The sequence below is a fragment of the Streptomyces sp. NPDC058674 genome (genome assembly GCF_042716505.1).
GTDB lineage: Bacteria > Actinomycetota > Actinomycetes > Streptomycetales > Streptomycetaceae > Streptomyces.
This window is the reverse complement of sequence record NZ_JBHXSC010000059.1, coordinates 1-15,676: the sequence shown is the minus strand read 5'-3', so window position 1 is coordinate 15,676 and position 15,676 is coordinate 1. Positions and strand designations below refer to the sequence as shown.

General features: G+C 71.7%; 17 protein-coding genes. 7 read left to right on the top strand and 10 right to left on the bottom strand.

Going from position 1 to position 15,676, the window contains the following annotated elements; all coding sequences use genetic code 11:
• The first annotated feature begins 10 nt into the window (after window positions 1-10).
• Together ACFWU6_RS25670 and ACFWU6_RS25665 are read left to right on the top strand one after the other, a co-directional pair.
• Window positions 11-1,642: an FAD-dependent oxidoreductase gene (locus ACFWU6_RS25670; protein ID WP_383983281.1), complete on the top strand. Its 1,632-nt coding sequence runs from the start codon at window positions 11-13 to the stop codon at window positions 1,640-1,642.
• 135 nt (window positions 1,643-1,777) lie between these two features.
• Complete coding sequence (locus ACFWU6_RS25665) at window positions 1,778-1,924, top strand: hypothetical protein (protein WP_383804481.1); 147 nt, start codon at window positions 1,778-1,780, stop codon at window positions 1,922-1,924.
• Window positions 1,925-1,956: 32 nt separating this feature from the next.
• On the opposite strand, the gene ACFWU6_RS25660 is transcribed toward ACFWU6_RS25665, so the two are convergent.
• Window positions 1,957-2,490, bottom strand: coding sequence for an HPP family protein (locus ACFWU6_RS25660; RefSeq protein WP_383804479.1), 534 nt, complete (start codon window positions 2,488-2,490; stop codon window positions 1,957-1,959).
• 548 nt (window positions 2,491-3,038) lie between these two features.
• On the opposite strand from ACFWU6_RS25660, the gene ACFWU6_RS25655 reads away from it, so the two are divergent.
• Window positions 3,039-3,509 (top strand): phospholipase, encoded by a 471-nt coding sequence (locus ACFWU6_RS25655; RefSeq protein ID WP_383804477.1) that lies wholly within the window; start codon window positions 3,039-3,041, stop codon window positions 3,507-3,509.
• A gap of 50 nt (window positions 3,510-3,559) precedes the next feature.
• Here the strand turns inward: ACFWU6_RS25655 and ACFWU6_RS25650 are convergent, their stop codons facing one another.
• From ACFWU6_RS25650 to ACFWU6_RS25625, 6 genes are all read right to left on the bottom strand, one after another.
• Entirely contained in the window at window positions 3,560-4,117 is a 558-nt protein-coding gene (locus ACFWU6_RS25650) for a hypothetical protein (RefSeq protein ID WP_383983279.1), read from the bottom strand.
• A gap of 144 nt (window positions 4,118-4,261) precedes the next feature.
• Window positions 4,262-5,464, bottom strand: coding sequence for a serine hydrolase domain-containing protein (locus tag ACFWU6_RS25645; RefSeq protein WP_383983277.1), 1,203 nt, complete (start codon window positions 5,462-5,464; stop codon window positions 4,262-4,264).
• 151 nt (window positions 5,465-5,615) lie between these two features.
• On the bottom strand, window positions 5,616-6,722 hold the full coding sequence (locus tag ACFWU6_RS25640) for a serine hydrolase domain-containing protein (protein ID WP_383983275.1): 1,107 nt from the start codon (window positions 6,720-6,722) through the stop codon (window positions 5,616-5,618).
• A gap of 308 nt (window positions 6,723-7,030) precedes the next feature.
• Window positions 7,031-7,288 carry a hypothetical protein gene (locus ACFWU6_RS25635; protein ID WP_383804469.1) on the bottom strand — a complete coding sequence of 86 codons (258 nt, stop codon included), beginning with the start codon at window positions 7,286-7,288 and terminating at the stop codon, window positions 7,031-7,033.
• Window positions 7,275-7,580 (bottom strand): DUF6400 family protein, encoded by a 306-nt coding sequence (locus tag ACFWU6_RS25630; RefSeq protein ID WP_383983273.1) that lies wholly within the window; start codon window positions 7,578-7,580, stop codon window positions 7,275-7,277. The genes ACFWU6_RS25635 and ACFWU6_RS25630 overlap by 14 nt, the downstream gene beginning before the upstream one ends.
• Before the next feature lie 246 nt (window positions 7,581-7,826).
• The gene (locus tag ACFWU6_RS25625; RefSeq protein WP_383804511.1) at window positions 7,827-8,630 is read right to left on the bottom strand and encodes a VOC family protein; all 804 of its coding nucleotides are present in this window, start codon (window positions 8,628-8,630) and stop codon (window positions 7,827-7,829) included.
• A gap of 665 nt (window positions 8,631-9,295) precedes the next feature.
• Here ACFWU6_RS25625 and ACFWU6_RS25620 point away from each other — a divergent pair.
• Entirely contained in the window at window positions 9,296-10,405 is a 1,110-nt protein-coding gene (locus ACFWU6_RS25620; RefSeq protein ID WP_383983271.1) for an amidinotransferase, read from the top strand.
• Window positions 10,406-10,482: 77 nt separating this feature from the next.
• Window positions 10,483-11,793: an LCP family protein gene (locus tag ACFWU6_RS25615; protein ID WP_383983269.1), complete on the top strand. Its 1,311-nt coding sequence runs from the start codon at window positions 10,483-10,485 to the stop codon at window positions 11,791-11,793.
• Between the two features lie 125 nt (window positions 11,794-11,918).
• Here the strand turns inward: ACFWU6_RS25615 and ACFWU6_RS25610 are convergent, their stop codons facing one another.
• Window positions 11,919-12,377 (bottom strand): MFS transporter, encoded by a 459-nt coding sequence (locus tag ACFWU6_RS25610; RefSeq protein ID WP_383983311.1) that lies wholly within the window; start codon window positions 12,375-12,377, stop codon window positions 11,919-11,921.
• Between the two features lie 56 nt (window positions 12,378-12,433).
• Between ACFWU6_RS25610 and ACFWU6_RS25605 the strand changes: the two genes are divergently transcribed.
• Window positions 12,434-12,688 carry a hypothetical protein gene (locus ACFWU6_RS25605; RefSeq protein WP_383983267.1) on the top strand — a complete coding sequence of 85 codons (255 nt, stop codon included), beginning with the start codon at window positions 12,434-12,436 and terminating at the stop codon, window positions 12,686-12,688.
• A gap of 435 nt (window positions 12,689-13,123) precedes the next feature.
• Here the strand turns inward: ACFWU6_RS25605 and ACFWU6_RS25600 are convergent, their stop codons facing one another.
• On the bottom strand, window positions 13,124-13,843 hold the full coding sequence (locus ACFWU6_RS25600; protein ID WP_383983265.1) for a hypothetical protein: 720 nt from the start codon (window positions 13,841-13,843) through the stop codon (window positions 13,124-13,126).
• Between the two features lie 353 nt (window positions 13,844-14,196).
• Here ACFWU6_RS25600 and ACFWU6_RS25595 point away from each other — a divergent pair, with 353 nt between their 5' ends.
• Window positions 14,197-14,721, top strand: a complete 525-nt coding sequence (locus ACFWU6_RS25595; RefSeq protein ID WP_383983264.1) for a hypothetical protein — start codon at window positions 14,197-14,199, stop codon at window positions 14,719-14,721.
• 70 nt (window positions 14,722-14,791) lie between these two features.
• Here the strand turns inward: ACFWU6_RS25595 and ACFWU6_RS25590 are convergent, their stop codons facing one another.
• Entirely contained in the window at window positions 14,792-15,094 is a 303-nt protein-coding gene (locus tag ACFWU6_RS25590) for a hypothetical protein (RefSeq protein ID WP_383983262.1), read from the bottom strand.
• Window positions 15,095-15,676 lie beyond the last annotated feature (582 nt).

Below are 15,676 nucleotides of genomic sequence, written 5' to 3'. Positions count from 1 at the left end.
AGTCACCGCCATGGCCCGTACTCCCCTGATGCACGCCCTGCGCAGCCTCGCTGCACAGCGCGCCGCCGCCGAACGCCTGCGCCTGCCCGTCGCCGACGTCCGCGGCTCCACCCGCCGCCAGCTCCTCGGCCGCGCCGCCGCGCTCGGCCTCGGCACCGCCCTCGCCTCCTCCACGGGCGCGAACGCCCACGCCGCCGAGGCACTCCCCGAGAAGAGGCCCCTCACCCCCGCCCGCGTCGCCGTCGTCGGCGCCGGCATCTCGGGCCTGACCGCCGCCCTCACCCTCAAGGACGCGGGCGTCGCCTGCACCCTCTACGAGGCGAACCCCAGCCGCGTCGGCGGTCGCATGTGGAGCCAGCGCTCCCTGTGGGCGTACGGCCAGACCTCCGAAATCGGCGGAGAGCTGATCGACACCAGCCACAAGAAGATCCTCGAACTGTGCCGGCGCTTCGACCTGCCCACCGAGGACTTCCTCGGCGGCGGACCCAACGGAGCCGAGGAGGTCCTCTGGTTCGACGGCACGTACTACCCGCGCGCACGGGCCGACGAGGACTTCAAGCCCGTCTACCAGGCCTTGCGCCGCGACCTCCAGAACGCCGGGGAGGTCACCTGGAACTCCTCGACCCCCGCCGGGACCGCCCTGGACACCATGACGCTGTACGAGTGGATCGAGACCCGCGTTCCGGGCGGGCACAGCTCGCAGCTCGGCCGCTTCATCGACGTCGCGTACACCGTCGAGTACGGGGCCGACACCGACCGGCAGTCCGCCCTCGCGCTCGTCCTGCTGATGGGATATCAGCCCAACCCCGGCCACTTCAACGTCTGGGGCCTGTCCAACGAGCGCTACCACATCACCGGCGGCAACGACCAACTCCCGCACGCTATCGCTCAGTCCCTGCCCGCCGACTCGCTCCTGACGGGCCGGGAGCTCATCGCCGTGCGCGTCGCCTCCGACGGCACCCAGACCCTCACCTTCAACGACGCGGGCGCCACCCGGACCGTCATCGCCGACCACACCATCCTGTGCCTGCCCCTGCCCGTCCTCCAGCGGATCGACGTCACCGGAGCCGGCTTCGACCCGCTCATGAAGAACCTGCTGCGCGACGCGCGCATGGGCCACTGCACCAAGCTCAACATGCAGTTCAGCAGTCGTCCCTGGCGCGGCGCCGGCCCGTGGCCGGGCGTGTCGGCGGGGGACTGCTTCACCGACAGCGACGTCCAGCAGACCTGGGACACCACCAAGGTGCAGCCGGGCCACGGCGGCATCCTGCTCCAGTACGGCGGCGGCGGGCTGGCCGGCTCCCTCACCCCGGCCACGCCCTTCGCCACCGACTCCGATCCGTACGTACGCGCCCTCGCGGGCCGGATGCTCACCGGCATCGACGCCTTCTTCCCCGGGACGAAAGCCTCCTGGACGGGGCGGGCCCAGTTGTCGGCATGGCACCGCGACCCGTACGCCCTCGGCGCCTACTCGTACTGGCCAACCGGCTACCTTCACCGGTACGCCGGGTACGAGGGCACCGCGCAGGGCCGCGTCCACATCGGCGGCGAGCACTGCAGCTACGACTTCCAGGGGTTCATGGAGGGCGGCGCCACCGAGGGGGAGCGCGCCGCCAGGGAGGTCATTGCCGCCCTGATGTGAGACGAGGCGCTGCCGCCGCGCGGGGCCGGGCGGCGGCGTCGTCACCGGGCGGCGTCGTTGCCGGGCAGCGTGTTGATCGAGGCACCGGGTAGAAGCGCTGTCGAGCCGATTCGACACCGAGGAGGAAGTCAGCTGATGAAGACTCATCCAGAAGGCCACCCCGCGCCGGACGTCGTGCCCGGGGATCAGAAGGTGTGCACGTGCCGACCCGCGACGGACGCGGCCGACCCGGCGAGGGAGGGCCGCCCCCCGCACGAGAACATCTACCGGGGCGAGGACTGAACCGCCCTCCCCAGGCCAGGGCGCCCCGGCCGTCACCACCAGTAGACGGGGTAGCGGGCACTGCCGGAACGGGCCCGCGAGAGGGCGCAGGCGACGAGGACGAGGAGCAGGGCGGACCCGGCGAGCAGCGGTACGAAGGTCGCCGGGTGGGGCGAGCTCACAACGATGACGACCGTGGTCGCGCAGGCGGGGGAGTGCGGGCTGCGGGCCACGGTCATCAGGGCCAGGCCGATCCCCGCCGCCACGGCCGCCACCCAGGGGGCGCTGCCCAGGGCGGCGAGGGCCGCATATCCGACGGCGGTGCAGATCAGGTGGCCCACGAGGACGCTGCGCGGCTGGGCCAGCGGCAGGCCGGGGACACCGTGGACGATCGCGGCGGAAGCCGCCAGCGGCGGTATCAGGACGGGTTCGTGGACCAGGGCACCGATGGCGACCAGTGCGAGCATGACGGCGGTGGCGCCGCCGGCGTTGTGGAGGGCGGCCCCCGGAGTCATCGACGCGGGGGCGCGACCGGCGATGCCCGGCCGAGTACGGGAGGGCGGCCTCTCGACCGCCTCCGCGGCCACCCCCAGTGACTGTTCGGCCGATGGCCCCGTGGATCCGTACCGGTCTGGTGTGGAGTGTCTCAACGTACCCGTCCTTCGGAGATCTCGCGGTCCGCAGGGAGGAACAGCGGCCCGCGCCGCACCCGTACGACGGAGGGGTCTACCCGGACCGGTCGCGGATCGCCCCGGAGCAACGAATAGCGGGAAACGGCGGGCAGTTCCCACGTCTTTCAGCAGCCGCTTAAACGAAGACCGTCCCCTCGTTCTATGCATCGGGGACGGTGCCGGACCGCGGGCGGCGTGCCGGGGTGAGGCACGGCCGGGACGGGACGCGCGCCCCGCAGTGAGTCAAGAGGGCGTGTCGCGGTGTCAACAGCCTTGACGAGTACGGGAGATGGCGAGTAGATGGGCACGGCGCGTTCCGTTTAAGTGATTCCTGAAAGAGATGGGTGCGCCACTCCGATCCAGGATATTCCTTTCTCCGAGGGTGATCCGCGGTCGATCCGAGGGTGATCCCCACCGTCGCACGGGAGTCCGGGCGCCGGTCACCCAACTCCTGGAGGAATGTCATGCGCCGTCGTCTCGTCCCCGTCCTCGCCGCCGCCGCGGCCGGCGTCCTCGCCGTCGCCACCCCCGCCTCCGCCGCACCCGCGGACAAGCCCCAGGTGCTGAGCAGCTGGACGCAGACGAGCGCGGCCAGCCACAACTCCTGGGTCGCGGCCCGCGGGAATCAGGGGAACTGGTCGGCGTACGCCTTCGACTGGACGACCGACTACTGCTCCAGCTCGCCCGACAACCCGTTCGGCTTCCCCTTCCAGACCTCCTGCGCCCGGCACGACTTCGGCTACCGCAACTACAAGGCCGCCGGCTCCTTCCCGGCCAACAAGTCCAGGCTGGACGACGCCTTCTACGCGGACCTCAAGCGGGTCTGCGCCCAGTACTCGGGCGCCAAGAAGACCTCCTGCGACGCCACTTCGTGGACCTACTACCAGGCCGTGAAGGCCCTCGGCGTCTCCCCGGAGAACACCCTGGTCGGCTGACCCGGCACGCCGGACTGCCCGCAGGCCCCGGCCTGCCGGGCAGTCCCGGCTCAGTCGCGTACGGGTCGGGCCGGCGCAGCGTCGGGAAAGACAGGGCGCGGGCGGGTCTCCAACAGGACCCACACCCGGCGGCCGTCCTCGGCGGCATCGGTGCCGCAGCCGGCGGTTCCGGTGACGGCGGCGATCCGGGGAAGGAGCGCGTCGTCCTCCGGGGCCGGTCCGCGGCGGTGGCTCAGGACGACGATCAGAAGCATGCCGTCCTGGTCGGCGGCATGGACACTGATGCGCCGGCCGTGATCTGCCACAGCGGCGCCGACCAAGAGCGCGGTGCACCGGCCGATCGTGTCCTCGTCCGGATGCCGGTAGCCCCAGGCGCGCACCGCCTCCACGATCCGGGAGGCGGCCTTCCCCGCTGCCCACCGGTCCGCGGGAACGGTCCAACTGGCCGCGCGCCGGTTGCGTACGGTCATCCGCGCGCGCTCCCGCGTGTCCGCCCGGCTGCCGCCGCCGGGAGCGGGCAGCGGCGGCGCCTCGCCCTCCGCGTGCGGGGCGCCGCGGCCCTTCGCGCGCGGGTCACCGGGGCCTTTCGCGCTCTGGGGTGCCTCCACCCTGCCCTCCCTCACCCGGCCGGTCGATCCCGTCCGCGCCCCATCATGGCAGGGGCCGAACGGCGGGACGGCCGAGTCGGGCATACCCGATAACCCGTCAGTCGACCCCGCCCCGGCGGAAGAAGGCTCGCCGAACCCCGCGACTCAGCGGCGCAGCAGGGCGCACACGAAGTCCTCCTGCACGTGGCGGACCCGCGCCAGGAGGTCGGGGTTCAGGGTGAGCGAGGTCTGCGTGGTGAGGGAGAAGGTGAGCGAGCGCCGCCCGTCCGCGGTGGCCGCCACCAGCTGCGTGTAGCCCGGCGTGTTGCCGGTGTGGCCGTACACCACCCCGCAGCGCGTCGTGTAGCGGTAGATGGCCAGGCCCGCGTCGGTGCGGCCGGGGCCGGGGGGCTGGGAGAGCGCGCCGGGGATGAAGGTGAACTGCTGTTCACGGGTCCTGTTCGAGATGAGCCCGCCGCCCGCGTAGCTGCGGATGAAGGCGGTCAGGTCCTTGGGCGTCGAGACGATGCCGCCGGCGGCCCATGCCCCCGAGGCACTCACGGCCTCGCTGACGTCGACGGGCTCGGCCGCCGGGGCGAGCTGGTAGCCGTGCAGGTAGGGCGCGGGCAGCCGGTACCCCCGGGGCAGGCTCGTCCGCTCCAGACCCAGCGGCTCGTACACCAGCTCGCGCAGGAGTTCCTCGTACCGGCGTCCGGTGGAGGCCTCGGCCATCAGGGCGACGGCGATGTTGTCGGAGTTGGAGTACTGGTAACGGCTCCCCGGGCGGAACGCGAGGTCCTCGTCCGCCACGAACTCCAGCAGCCTCCGGGGTTCGAACCGGTGGCGGGGGTCCTCGGAGACGATGTCGATGAAGCCCTGGGATCCCGAGTAGTCGGGCAGGCCGCTCGTGTGGTGGAGGAGTTGACGCAGCGTCACCCGGTGCCAGGCGGCCGGCTGACCGGGCAGCACCTCGCCGATCGTGTCGTCCAAGTGGAGCCGGCCGCGGTCGACCAGCCGGAGGGCCACCGCCCCGCTGAAGGCCTTGGCGACACTGGCGATGCGCATGTGGTCGCTCGCCTTCGGCGGCCGGCCGCTCTCGATGTCGGCGACCCCCGCCCGGTAGACCTCGGTGCGGTCGTGGTCCCGGAGTACGGCGATGACGCCGGGGGGACCGCCGGGGGCTCCGACCAGATCCCGCAGCTCCTGCCGGAGCGCGGCCGTGCGAGCGGGGTCGCGGCCGTCTCCGGCCTGCGCGGCCTGCGCGGGGTGCGCCAGAGCACCCACCACGGCGCCGCACACGGCGGCGGCCGCGGCCAGGAGCAGCGACGAGCGGAGCCGGCGGTCGTGACCGTACGTGCGTGGGGACAAGGGAGTACCTCCAAGGGGTGCGGGGCGCGGTGGACCACGATGGCAGCACCCGGTCCGCGCACCACGGCGACGCGGCCGCCGTGCGGCCGCCCGTGGCCCGTCCGGCCCCGGATGCGCTGCCGGGCCCGGCCCGCCGTCCCGCTCCGCCGTCTCAGGACTTCGGAGCGATGATCTGTGCGATCCGGAGGAAGAGTTCGGTCGCGTGGTCCTCGTCCAGGGTGGCGAACGACCGGTTCATCTCCACGACCACGGTGGCGCGGCTCTCCGGGTCGTGGAACATGGCGGTGTTGTAGCCGAGGATCGTGCCGTTGTGCCCGAGCCACCCGTTGAAGGAGCCGATGCCGAGCCCGTACGCGACCCGCACCGGTTCGGTGGCGATCGGTACGAGCCGCAGCCGCTCCCGCTGCAGCTCGGGGGTGAGCAGCTTGCTTCCGGTCGCCAGTTCCCGGGCCCAGACGCGGAGGTCCACGAGGTTCGAGAGCATCGCTCCGGCGCCCGCCGCGTAGGCCGGGTTGGAGCGCGTGGTGTCGACCATCCTGCCGTCCGCCGCGGCGGTGTACCCCGAGGCGAAGGGCGCCGGGACCGTGGAATCCGTCGGATAGGTGGTGGCCGCCAGTCCCAACGGCCCTGTGATCTCGTCGCGCATCCACTGGGCGAGGGGCTTGCGCCCGACCTTCTCGACGATGTCGCCGAGCAGTACGTAGTTGGTGTCCGAGTACCTGACGCCCTTGCCCGGAGCGAAGTCCGGGGCGTGCCGCCGCGCGATGTCGAGCGCGTCCTGCGTGCGGAACGGGGCGTCGGGGTGCTCGGTGTACCGCTTGAGCCAGGCCGGGTCGTCGGTGTAGCTGTAGATGCCCGCCGTCATGTTCAACAGCTGTCGGACGGTGATGTTGCCGCCGTTCGGCCAGCTGACGTACGCGTCCAGCGGGTCGTCGAGGCTCAGCCTGCCGTCGCGGACGAGTTGCAGCACGGCCGTGCCGGTGAAGGTCTTGGTGATGCTGGCGATGCGGACCCTGTCATCGGGAGCGATGGGCTTCTTCGTGCGCAGGTCCGCGGCTCCGACCGCGTAGCCCCACGCGCCCCGCCCCGGAACGTTCACGTCCACGCGGACGCCGGGGACCTTGTTCGCCCGCCAGGCCGTGTCGACCGCCTCCCGGAGCCGGCGTTCGACGTCGGCCGGGAGCCGTGCCCCGGCCGGTGCCAGTACCGTTGTCGCTCCCGTGCCGGTGGGCGCGGTGGCGCTTGCGGAGGGGCCCATGACCTCGCGAGAACCGCCGGGTGTGCACCCCGCCGCCACGCAGGCGAGTACGAGTACCGCAGCGCCGGCCCGGGTGACCGTCGGCCGAACCGTCCGTTCCACGTACGTACGCCCTCTTCCGTGGTCGATATGTCGCATATGTCCGCGACCATAGTCCACGATCGCCGCGGCCGGCCGGGGCCGCGAGCGCGGAGGGGTGATGCGGAGGAAGGGCGCGGCCGGGCCCCGCACACCGGCGCCGAGCCCGTGCGGGATCAGCGCCTGATCGTGACGGGACCGTGCCTGACCTGCGCCGGGACCGTGCCGGATCAGCGTCGGGTGAGGCCGCTGGTGATACGGCTCCACGCGGAGCGGGTCGCGCCGAAGCCGCTCTCGTGCACCCAGACGTGCGTGCAGCCGGGGCACTGGAGGTGGAGCAGGCTGCCGGTGTTGGTCAGCAGGTAGCGCCAGTGCTCCGAGCAGGCCCGCCGCTCCTCGCACGGTGCGCACCCGCGCGTGTCGTGGCAGTTCGGGCAGGCCGCCCAGGCGCGGCGCCCGATGTCGGCCTGCGGGTCAAGCGGCAGCACGGCCGCCTCCGCTTCCGGGGAGTACGCCCGCCGCCACGAGGTCGTCGTAGAGGCGCTGCTGTGCGGTGTCGAGGCCGGAGTACAGCAGTTCGTACGCCGCCTCCTCGCCGCGCAGCACCTCGATCGGGTCCCAATCGGGCCCGAGCGCAGCCATCACCTGGGCGCGGCGCAGGACCTCCTGGGAGGTGAGGTCGACGGCGAAGTCGACCAGCTCGGCGGAGGCCGGGGACGCACTGGTGGGGCCAGTGGGGCCAGTGGGGCCTGTGGGAGGCGTGGGGCTGTGCGGGCTCATGAAGCCGAACTTAGGTATGCCTTCCTTCTCCGGTCAAGGGAGGGTGGGCGGAGTCACAGCCGGTGGCGGTCGCGCCGCACGGGACTGGGGCCGTTGCATGCGTAGTGCTCGGGCTCAACGCCGCGGGCGCCGGGCGCCGGCGCCCGCCGCACCCACCACCGCCGCCGGAGCGGCCGAGCCGGTGTGCACCCCCCGCCCGTCCGTCCGCTCAGCGCCCGCTGGTGTCCCGGTCGGGGTCCGGGCTGCCTACCTCGCGGAGGGCGTACGCACGGTACCGGGGGAGTGGTCGAGGGTGAACAGACCTCCGTCCGGGTCGCGCACGGTGAGCAGGTGTTCCGAGCGGGGCCGGATGTCGTCGTCGGTGATGGTGCCGCCGTGTTCGAGGACAGCGGCCTCGGCGGCCCGGAGGTCGGGGACCTTGAAGTGGGCGAGCCAGCGGGGCCGTAGCTGGGGCTTCGGGGAGGCGCTCTCGACGGGCCCGCTGTTCAGACGTGCCACGGCCTGCCCGTCGTGGCGCAGGACGACCTGGTCCTCCTCGTAGGAGACCTCGCAGTACCCTTCGCCCTTCTCGGCGGCCCACTCCAGTACGTCGCCGTAGAAGAGAGCGGCGTCGAACGCGTTCTTCGTGTGGAGCTCGAGCCAGGCGGGAGCCTCACCGTCGCCGACGCGCCACTCGGACAGGACCCGGCCCTCCCAGATCCCGAAGGACGCGCCCTCGAGATCGGTGGCCAGGGCCGCCCGGCCGCGCGGCGGGTAGGAGACCGGACCGACACCGACGGTGCCGCCACGGGCGCGGATGCGGGCCACGGCCGCGTCGGCGTCGCCGACGGCGAAATAGGCGGTCCATGCGACCGGTACCGCGAATTCACCCGCGACGGCACCGATTCCGGCAACCGGCACCCCGTCCAGCTCCGCGACGCAGAAGCCCCGGCCGAGCCCCGTCGTGCGGAAGGTCCATCCCAGCACGGCGCCGTAGAAGTCCTGCGCCGCCCGCAGGTCGCGCGCCATCAGGCTCAGCCAACACGGTGCGCCGACCACGTCCGCCGTCATCTGCACGACGATCAACCTCCCACCTCTCCGCCCGTACGCCTGCCCGGGTGAGCGGTTGACCCACCTGGACCCGGACCCGGCGTCGCGGCGCCCCTGCACCGCGCGGCGGGCTTCCGCCCGGCTGGTGTCTGCCCGCCCGCGCCGTGTCCCATGCCGCACTCGCGCATGACCGGCCCCATGCCGCGGCCGGGCTCGACTGCCGGCGGAGGGGGTCTGGGTGAGCACCTGCACGGAGGAGGGGAGGTGCGGCAGGTGCTCACGCGCGGCGGCCGGGGCCGCTCACCGGGCCGACCGCCACCTCCAGCGTAAGGGCAGCGGGCGCGATGCGGCATCGTCACGCGATGCGGCATCGCCGTAGGGCGGTCGTGGCCGCTCACGTGCGGTGCGGGGTCAGTGCGCGGAGCGCGCTGCCACCCGCCGCGGGCCCGGGCCGGCCGGAACGGCCCGGTCGGTGCGGTGGCCAGTACGGCGGCGGTTCGGCGACGAAGCGAACGCCGCGCGGGGACGGCGGTGGCTTCGCGCGGTGGAGCCTTCGGCAGGCATGGGGCATGCAGGTGTGGGGGCATGCAGGCATGCGGGCGTGCCGAAGGGGCAGTCCCTGATCAGGACCAGCGGAGGCGGTGGTGATCATGACGGGACCGGGTGGGAGCCCGGGTCGCGGGCCCATGACCGCGGAGGGCCCGACGGCAACACGGCAGGCCGCATCACCGGTGAACTCGCACAACGAGTGGGACCCCCTCGAGGAGATCGTTGTGGGGCGGCTCGACGGCGCGACGATTCCGGCCAGCCATCCTGTGGTGGCGTGCAACATCCCTCCGTGGGCGGCGCGCCTCCAGGGACTGGCGGCCGGCCGGAAGTACCCCCGCGTCCTGATGGAGCGGGCGCAGGACGAGCTCGAGCAGTTCGTCGCCCTGCTGCTGAGCCTGGGCATCACCGTCAGGCGCCCGGACGCGGTGGAGCACCAAAAGCGCTTCAGCACGCCCGACTGGGCCTCACGCGGCTTCTGCAACACCTGCCCCCGCGACAGCATGCTCGTGGTCGGCGACGAGATCATCGAGACGCCGATGGCCTGGCCGTGCCGCTACTTCGAGACACACTCCTACCGGCCGATCCTCAAGGACTACTTCCGGCGCGGTGCCCGGTGGAGCGCAGCGCCTCGCCCGCAGCTGACGGACGAGCTGTTCGTGCCCGACTTCACGGTCCCCGGCCACGACGAACCCCTGCGCTACATCCTCACGGAATTCGAGCCGGTGTTCGATGCGGCGGATTTCGTGCGCGCCGGCCGGGACCTGTTCGTGACCCGCAGCAACGTCACCAACCGGATGGGCATCGAGTGGCTTCGCCGGCACCTGGGGCCGGGCTACCGCATCCACGAGGTGGAGAGCCGCTGCCGCACGCCCATGCACATCGACACCACCCTGCTTCCGCTCGCTCCCGGCAAGGTGCTGATCAATCCGGAGTACATCGATCCCGACCGCCTGCCGACGGCTCTGGCCTCCTGGGACGTCCTGGTCGCGCCCGAACCGGATCCGATCGGCCAGCGCCTGCTCCGGTACACCTCCCTGTGCGGCAAGTGGCTGAGCATGAACGTACTCATGCTCGACGAGCAGCGGGTGGTCGTCGAGCGCCACCACACCGGGATGCTGCGCGCGCTGGAGCGGTGGGGGTTCGAGCCGATATCCAGCGATCTCCTGCACTACGCCCCGTTCGGCGGATCGTTCCACTGCGCCACGCTCGACGTGCGCCGTCGGGGTTCGCTGCAGTCCTACGCATGACGGTTATGGTCCTATTTCGGATTATTCGTCATTAAATGTAGGGGTATGCGGTGCGTGGAATTCCCGTTGCTCTCACGTTGCTGGCCACTCTTCTCCCCGGCTCGTACCTGGGCTGGCACGCCGTCTCGGCCGGGCACCAGCCGGTGGGCGGAGCCGGCCGCGGTACGAACGTCCTGGTGGTGGGCATCGACAGCCGCGCCGGAATCTCCGCTGCGGAGAAGCGCCGCCTCCATGTGGGCGGCGAGGGGTGCAACTGCACCGACGTGATGATGCTCGTGCACCTCTCCGCCGACGAACGGCGGGCGAGCGTGGTCTCCATCCCCCGTGACTCCTACGTCGAGTACGCGGACGGCACTGCCCGCAAGGGAAAGATCAACGCGGCGTACAAGATCGGCGGAGGCCCCCTCGCGGTGGCCACGGTCGAGAAGGCGACGGGTCTGCACATCGACCACTATCTGGAGACCGGCTTCCTCGGCTTCGAGCAGACGATCGACAACCTCGGCGGCGCGACCGTGTGCGTGGACGCGCCGCTCAAGGACGAGAACTCGGGCCTCGACATCGGAGCCGGCCGCCACCGCACCGACGGAAACCAAACGCTGCGCTACGTCCGGGCCCGCCACGTCAATCTCCGGCCCGGTGACCTCGGCCGTGTCCGCCGCCAGCAGCACGTGGTAACCGATTTGCTGGAGCGTCTGTCCGCCGACGGGGCCCTGTCAGGTCCGGTCAGCACCGCGCGGACCGTCCGTACGCTGCTGAAATCCGTCCGCACCGACGAACGCACCAGCCTGGACGACCTGGTCCGGATCGGCTCGGCACTCGGCCGTCTGCGTGCGGACCGGACCGAGTTCGCGACGGTCCCGATCCGGATCTTCGACCACCGCGTCCCCGGAGTGGGTTCCACCCTGCTGTGGGACGAGGTCCGCTCCGCGGCGCTGTGGGACGCTCTGGGCGCGGACCGCCCGATCACGGGCGACGCTCGTATCCAGCCCGCCCTGGAGACCCCGGCCGTGACGAATCCGGCGGGCATCGCCGTCCGCGTGGACGACGCCGCCGTGGCCGCGGCACTGCGCGCCAACGGGTTCGTCGTCACCGACACGTCGCAGTCCGCGCCGACGGTTCGCCCCGCCGGGCCGCCGGTCATCCGGTACGCGGCCGACAGGAAAGAGGACGCGGCGACCCTCGCCGCCGCTCTGCCCGGAGCTCGTCTGCAGCCGGTCCCAGGGCACGGGCCGTTCTTCGATGTCGCTGTCGGCGCGCAACCCGTCGACGTCAAGACCGTCACCTTCGACCGCAACTTCGCCGACGGCGCACCGGTCACGGCGGACCGTCTCCGATGCGCCGTCCCGCAGGACCGGCCGGACGCCGCCCCCGCGCTCGCCCGTCGCTGAGAGCACACAGAACCGCACGGACACCGAGGCCACCGCCCGCCGGGCTCGCGGCCGCAGGGGAGAGCGCACCCGGGAAGGTCCGCCGACCAGTCGCAGGGACGGGGACACCCGCGGGCCTTCCACGCTCAGGTGGACGCGTCCTGTTCCTCGCCGACGGCCCAGTGGCGGGGAAGGAGCAGGGCGGCAACGAGGCCGATGAGCCCGACGCCGGCCAGGGTGAGCATCGCTGCTGCGTACGCGTGGCTGGTGAGGCCGGCGACGAGGATGGTGCCGGCCACCGCTGTACCGAGGGAGGAGCCGAGGTTGGACACGCTGCGGGACAGACCGGAGATCTCGCCCTGCCGCTCCTCGGCGAAGCTCGACTGGACGATGTTGACCGAGGGGGTGAGCATCACGCCGAGTCCGAGGCCGATGAGGAGCAGCCCGGGAGCGAACGCCCAGGGGCTGGGGGAGCCGCCGACCACGACGATTTCCCTGGCGCGGACCCAGCGGAAGAAGGCGGCCAGGAAGAGCGCGCCCAGGGCGAGGAGGACGAGCATCAGCCAGCCGTTGTCGTCGGCGGCCAGGATGCCGGTGACGACCAGGACGAGGCCGACGGCGGACAGGACGGTGTCGAACGGTCGTGTCGAGGTCCTCGCTGATGGCGTTGATCATCACGTTCATGTTCGAGCCTGCGAAACTGCAGATGAACTGGGCGAGGGCGAGCGGGGCGATGACGCGCCGCATGGCGCCAGGGGTGTTCGTGGCGGGGGTGGGGTCAGTCATCGGTGCCGCCACGTTCCGCCGTGTCGAACGACTCGTCGAGGGCGACGGCCCGGGGGGCGTGCACCACGAGTCGATCGGTGCGTCGGAGGACACCGACGCGGCGGTATGGAGACCACCGACCATCCCGTGATCGGCGATAGCCGGGTGGGTGCCCATGCGGATCTCCCGTCGTCGTGAGAGCCGTGGCGGGCTCCGGGACCGGGACCGGGACGAGGACATCAGGGCCTCGGAAAGCCTCCAGACCGGGAAACCCGGACCCGACACCGCCCTCGCGTCCGAAACGGGCCCACTTGTCCGGCCGCTCGATCACACCTCGGACGAGAGGCGACCCGACCGTGCCCGCACTGCACCACTGCTCGTCATGCCTTCGGGCATTCTGCCCGGAGATGTCCGGCAAAGCCCGGATGCCGCGCGAGACCGTTCGGGGTCGGGGTCGGGGGCGGGGTGCGGGAGGGGAGGTGCCGCGAGCCCATCGGTGCGTGCCGATGCCGGCGGCGCGGCCGGCCGGACCCGGGTCAGGGGGCCGACCGCGCCACGCCGGAGCACACCGGAGCACACCGCAGCATCAGGCGGTCGACGGCGCCGTCCGGTCCGGGGAGGGCTGGAGCGCGGCGTACGTCACCGACCCCTGCCGGTGCTCCTTGGTGACGAGCCCCTTCTTGGCGAGGCCTTCCAGGGTGTTGCGTACGGCCTGGACGGAGACGGGGCGGCCTGGGTTGGCCCGGCCGAGAGCGCTGGCGATTTCGCCGACCATGCGGGGATCGGTGGCGGCGGCCAGGAGGTCGAGGACGAGTTCGCGTAGCGGCGGTACCGCGGCCTGCACGGGTGTCACCTCGGCGGCCTTCCCGGCTGCCGCGGTGGCGGCCTTGCGCGTGGCCGTCCTGCCTGTCGCGGAGGTGGGGGCGGCTGCCGTGGCGGACGCGGGCGTGGCGGAGTCCTTGGCGGTCGGCGTCTGTGTCTGTGTCTGGGCCTGCGTCCGCGAAGACGTTGTCTTGCGGACGCGGGCCGCAGTGGTCACGGCGGGCTTCTTCCGGCGCCTGGGCGGAGGGACGGCGGAGACGACGGACGGGGCGTCAGGGGCGGCGGCCTCCGGCGGAGTCGGGGTCAACGTGTCCTGGAGGCCTCGGAGCCAGCCTTCATCGGACTTCAACTGGGCCAGGCGAGCGCTGAGTTCAGAAATCTGTGTCGTCAACCCGTCCTGCTCCCTGCGGTTGGCCTCCAGGTCGGCTGCGAATCGCTGTGCGTACAGGTTGTGAATGGGTACGGCTTCCAGCTCGTGGGCCATGGCGGCTCGCTCTCCTCGTACCTGATGTGATGCGTCGGCGGGACGGAATCCCCGCAGAGGGAACCCTTCGATCCGATGCCCTGCCGAGGCGTCCCCGTGCGGGGCCCGTATCTGACGCGGCACTGACAGAAACGATCCGTCGGTTGTTGGGTCACGCAATCCATGCCACGGGTGCTCCTCCGGTTGATGTGGTGGGGCGCCGAGGGGATGCCGGCCCGCCGGCCCGTGGGCAACGGGCCGACGTCATGGCATCCGGCTGTCCGGGGTGTGTGCGCGGGCACGATGACGGCAGACTTGACGCTCGGGCCCTGCGCATCGGGCGTATGGGCAGGTCGTGTTCAAGGGGTGGACAGGTGGAATTCGGTTCGGTGGTCATCGCGGTGGCGGGGGTCGCGGGCACGCTGGGAGCGTCACTTCTGACCCAGCGAGGTCTGGAGCGGGCCAAGCGCCGAGAGATCGAGCTCGTCCGCGGATACGAGGAGGGTCGTGAGAGTCATGCGTTGAGGCGTAACTGCTACGCCGAACTCAACAGGGATGCAAGGCAGTTCAACACGGCACTCAACCGCTATGTGCACATACTGAGGGAACGAGGAGTGCAGGACGCAGACCTCGCTGCGCTCGACGCCGCCAAGGACAGTCATCGAGACCGGTACTCAGAGGCACAGATGATCGCCCCCGACGCCGTATTGGTTGCGGCACGGGACGTCAACCAGGCCCTGAACGCGGTCTACGGTCAGCTCAGGCGCCTCGAACGCGATGCCGTCGCGTCCGGCGAGACACTGGAGGGCGCGGCCCAGGCCCAGAACGAGGTGTGGGAACGGATCCGGGTGATGAGGACCGCCATGCGCCGGGACCTCGGCGTGTCGCCCGAGGAGTGACCCGGAGCGACCCGGAGTGACCCACTAGTGGCCCGGGCCGTCGACGGGTCAGGGGGGCCGGCGGGGCCGGCTATGCGCTGGTGCCGTACGGCGGGGGTACGGGGCGCGGGTGGTCGGTCGCGCTGCGGAGGAGATCCGTTTCCGTGGTGGCGGTTCCGGTGTCCTGCCCCATGAGTGTCAGCTGGTCGCGGTACCGGGCCAGTGCGGTCGTGAGGAGGTCGGTGCGCTCCGGCTCCAGCGCGCACATGCGTCGAGCGGCGGCTACGGCCTCGGCCCGCAGGGCGAGGGCAACGCGAGGTCGGTCGCTGAAGTCCTGGCGGCTGTACTCGTACAGCGCCTCTGCCAGCGGCGGCAGGTACGCGAGCGGATTCACGTGGACGAGGATCCGATAGGCGGCTACCTGCTGCCGGACCGGAAGCGTTCCCGACCCGAGGAGGGCCACTCGGGCTCGGAGTATTGCGTCGTGACTGAGGTGCACCGTGTGATCCATGAGGGTGATTCTCAGAGCCGCACAGGCCCCCGAACAAGGAAAACCGGCTGTGCCCTTCGTCCTACGAAAACACCCTCTGACCTGTCATGATGGATACGTATTCACCCTCGGCCCCGCATTCCGCGGCCCGTCGCAGGGTTCGACCTCCTCCCGTCGTGACTTTCCGTCACCGCCCCCGTTTGCCGGGGAGGCAGGGCGGTGAGCGCGAGTGATGCGTTCATTCGGTTGGCCGCGCTGGGGGCGCCGCTTGGGTGGTGGCGGGGGAGGATGCGGGCATGGCCTGTCGGCACCGTCTGGATGGGGTCCGTGTCATGTTCTGTGGACGTGGTCGTAGTCGTCGTCACCGCCGTGGTGGTGCTGTGGGTGTGTTGGCGGGAGTGGTGGCGGTGTTGTTCGCCGCTTCGGCATGCTCGGGTCTGGGGCGGAGCACGGTGGGCATGTTGAGCTTCAGGGGTCACGATTCGC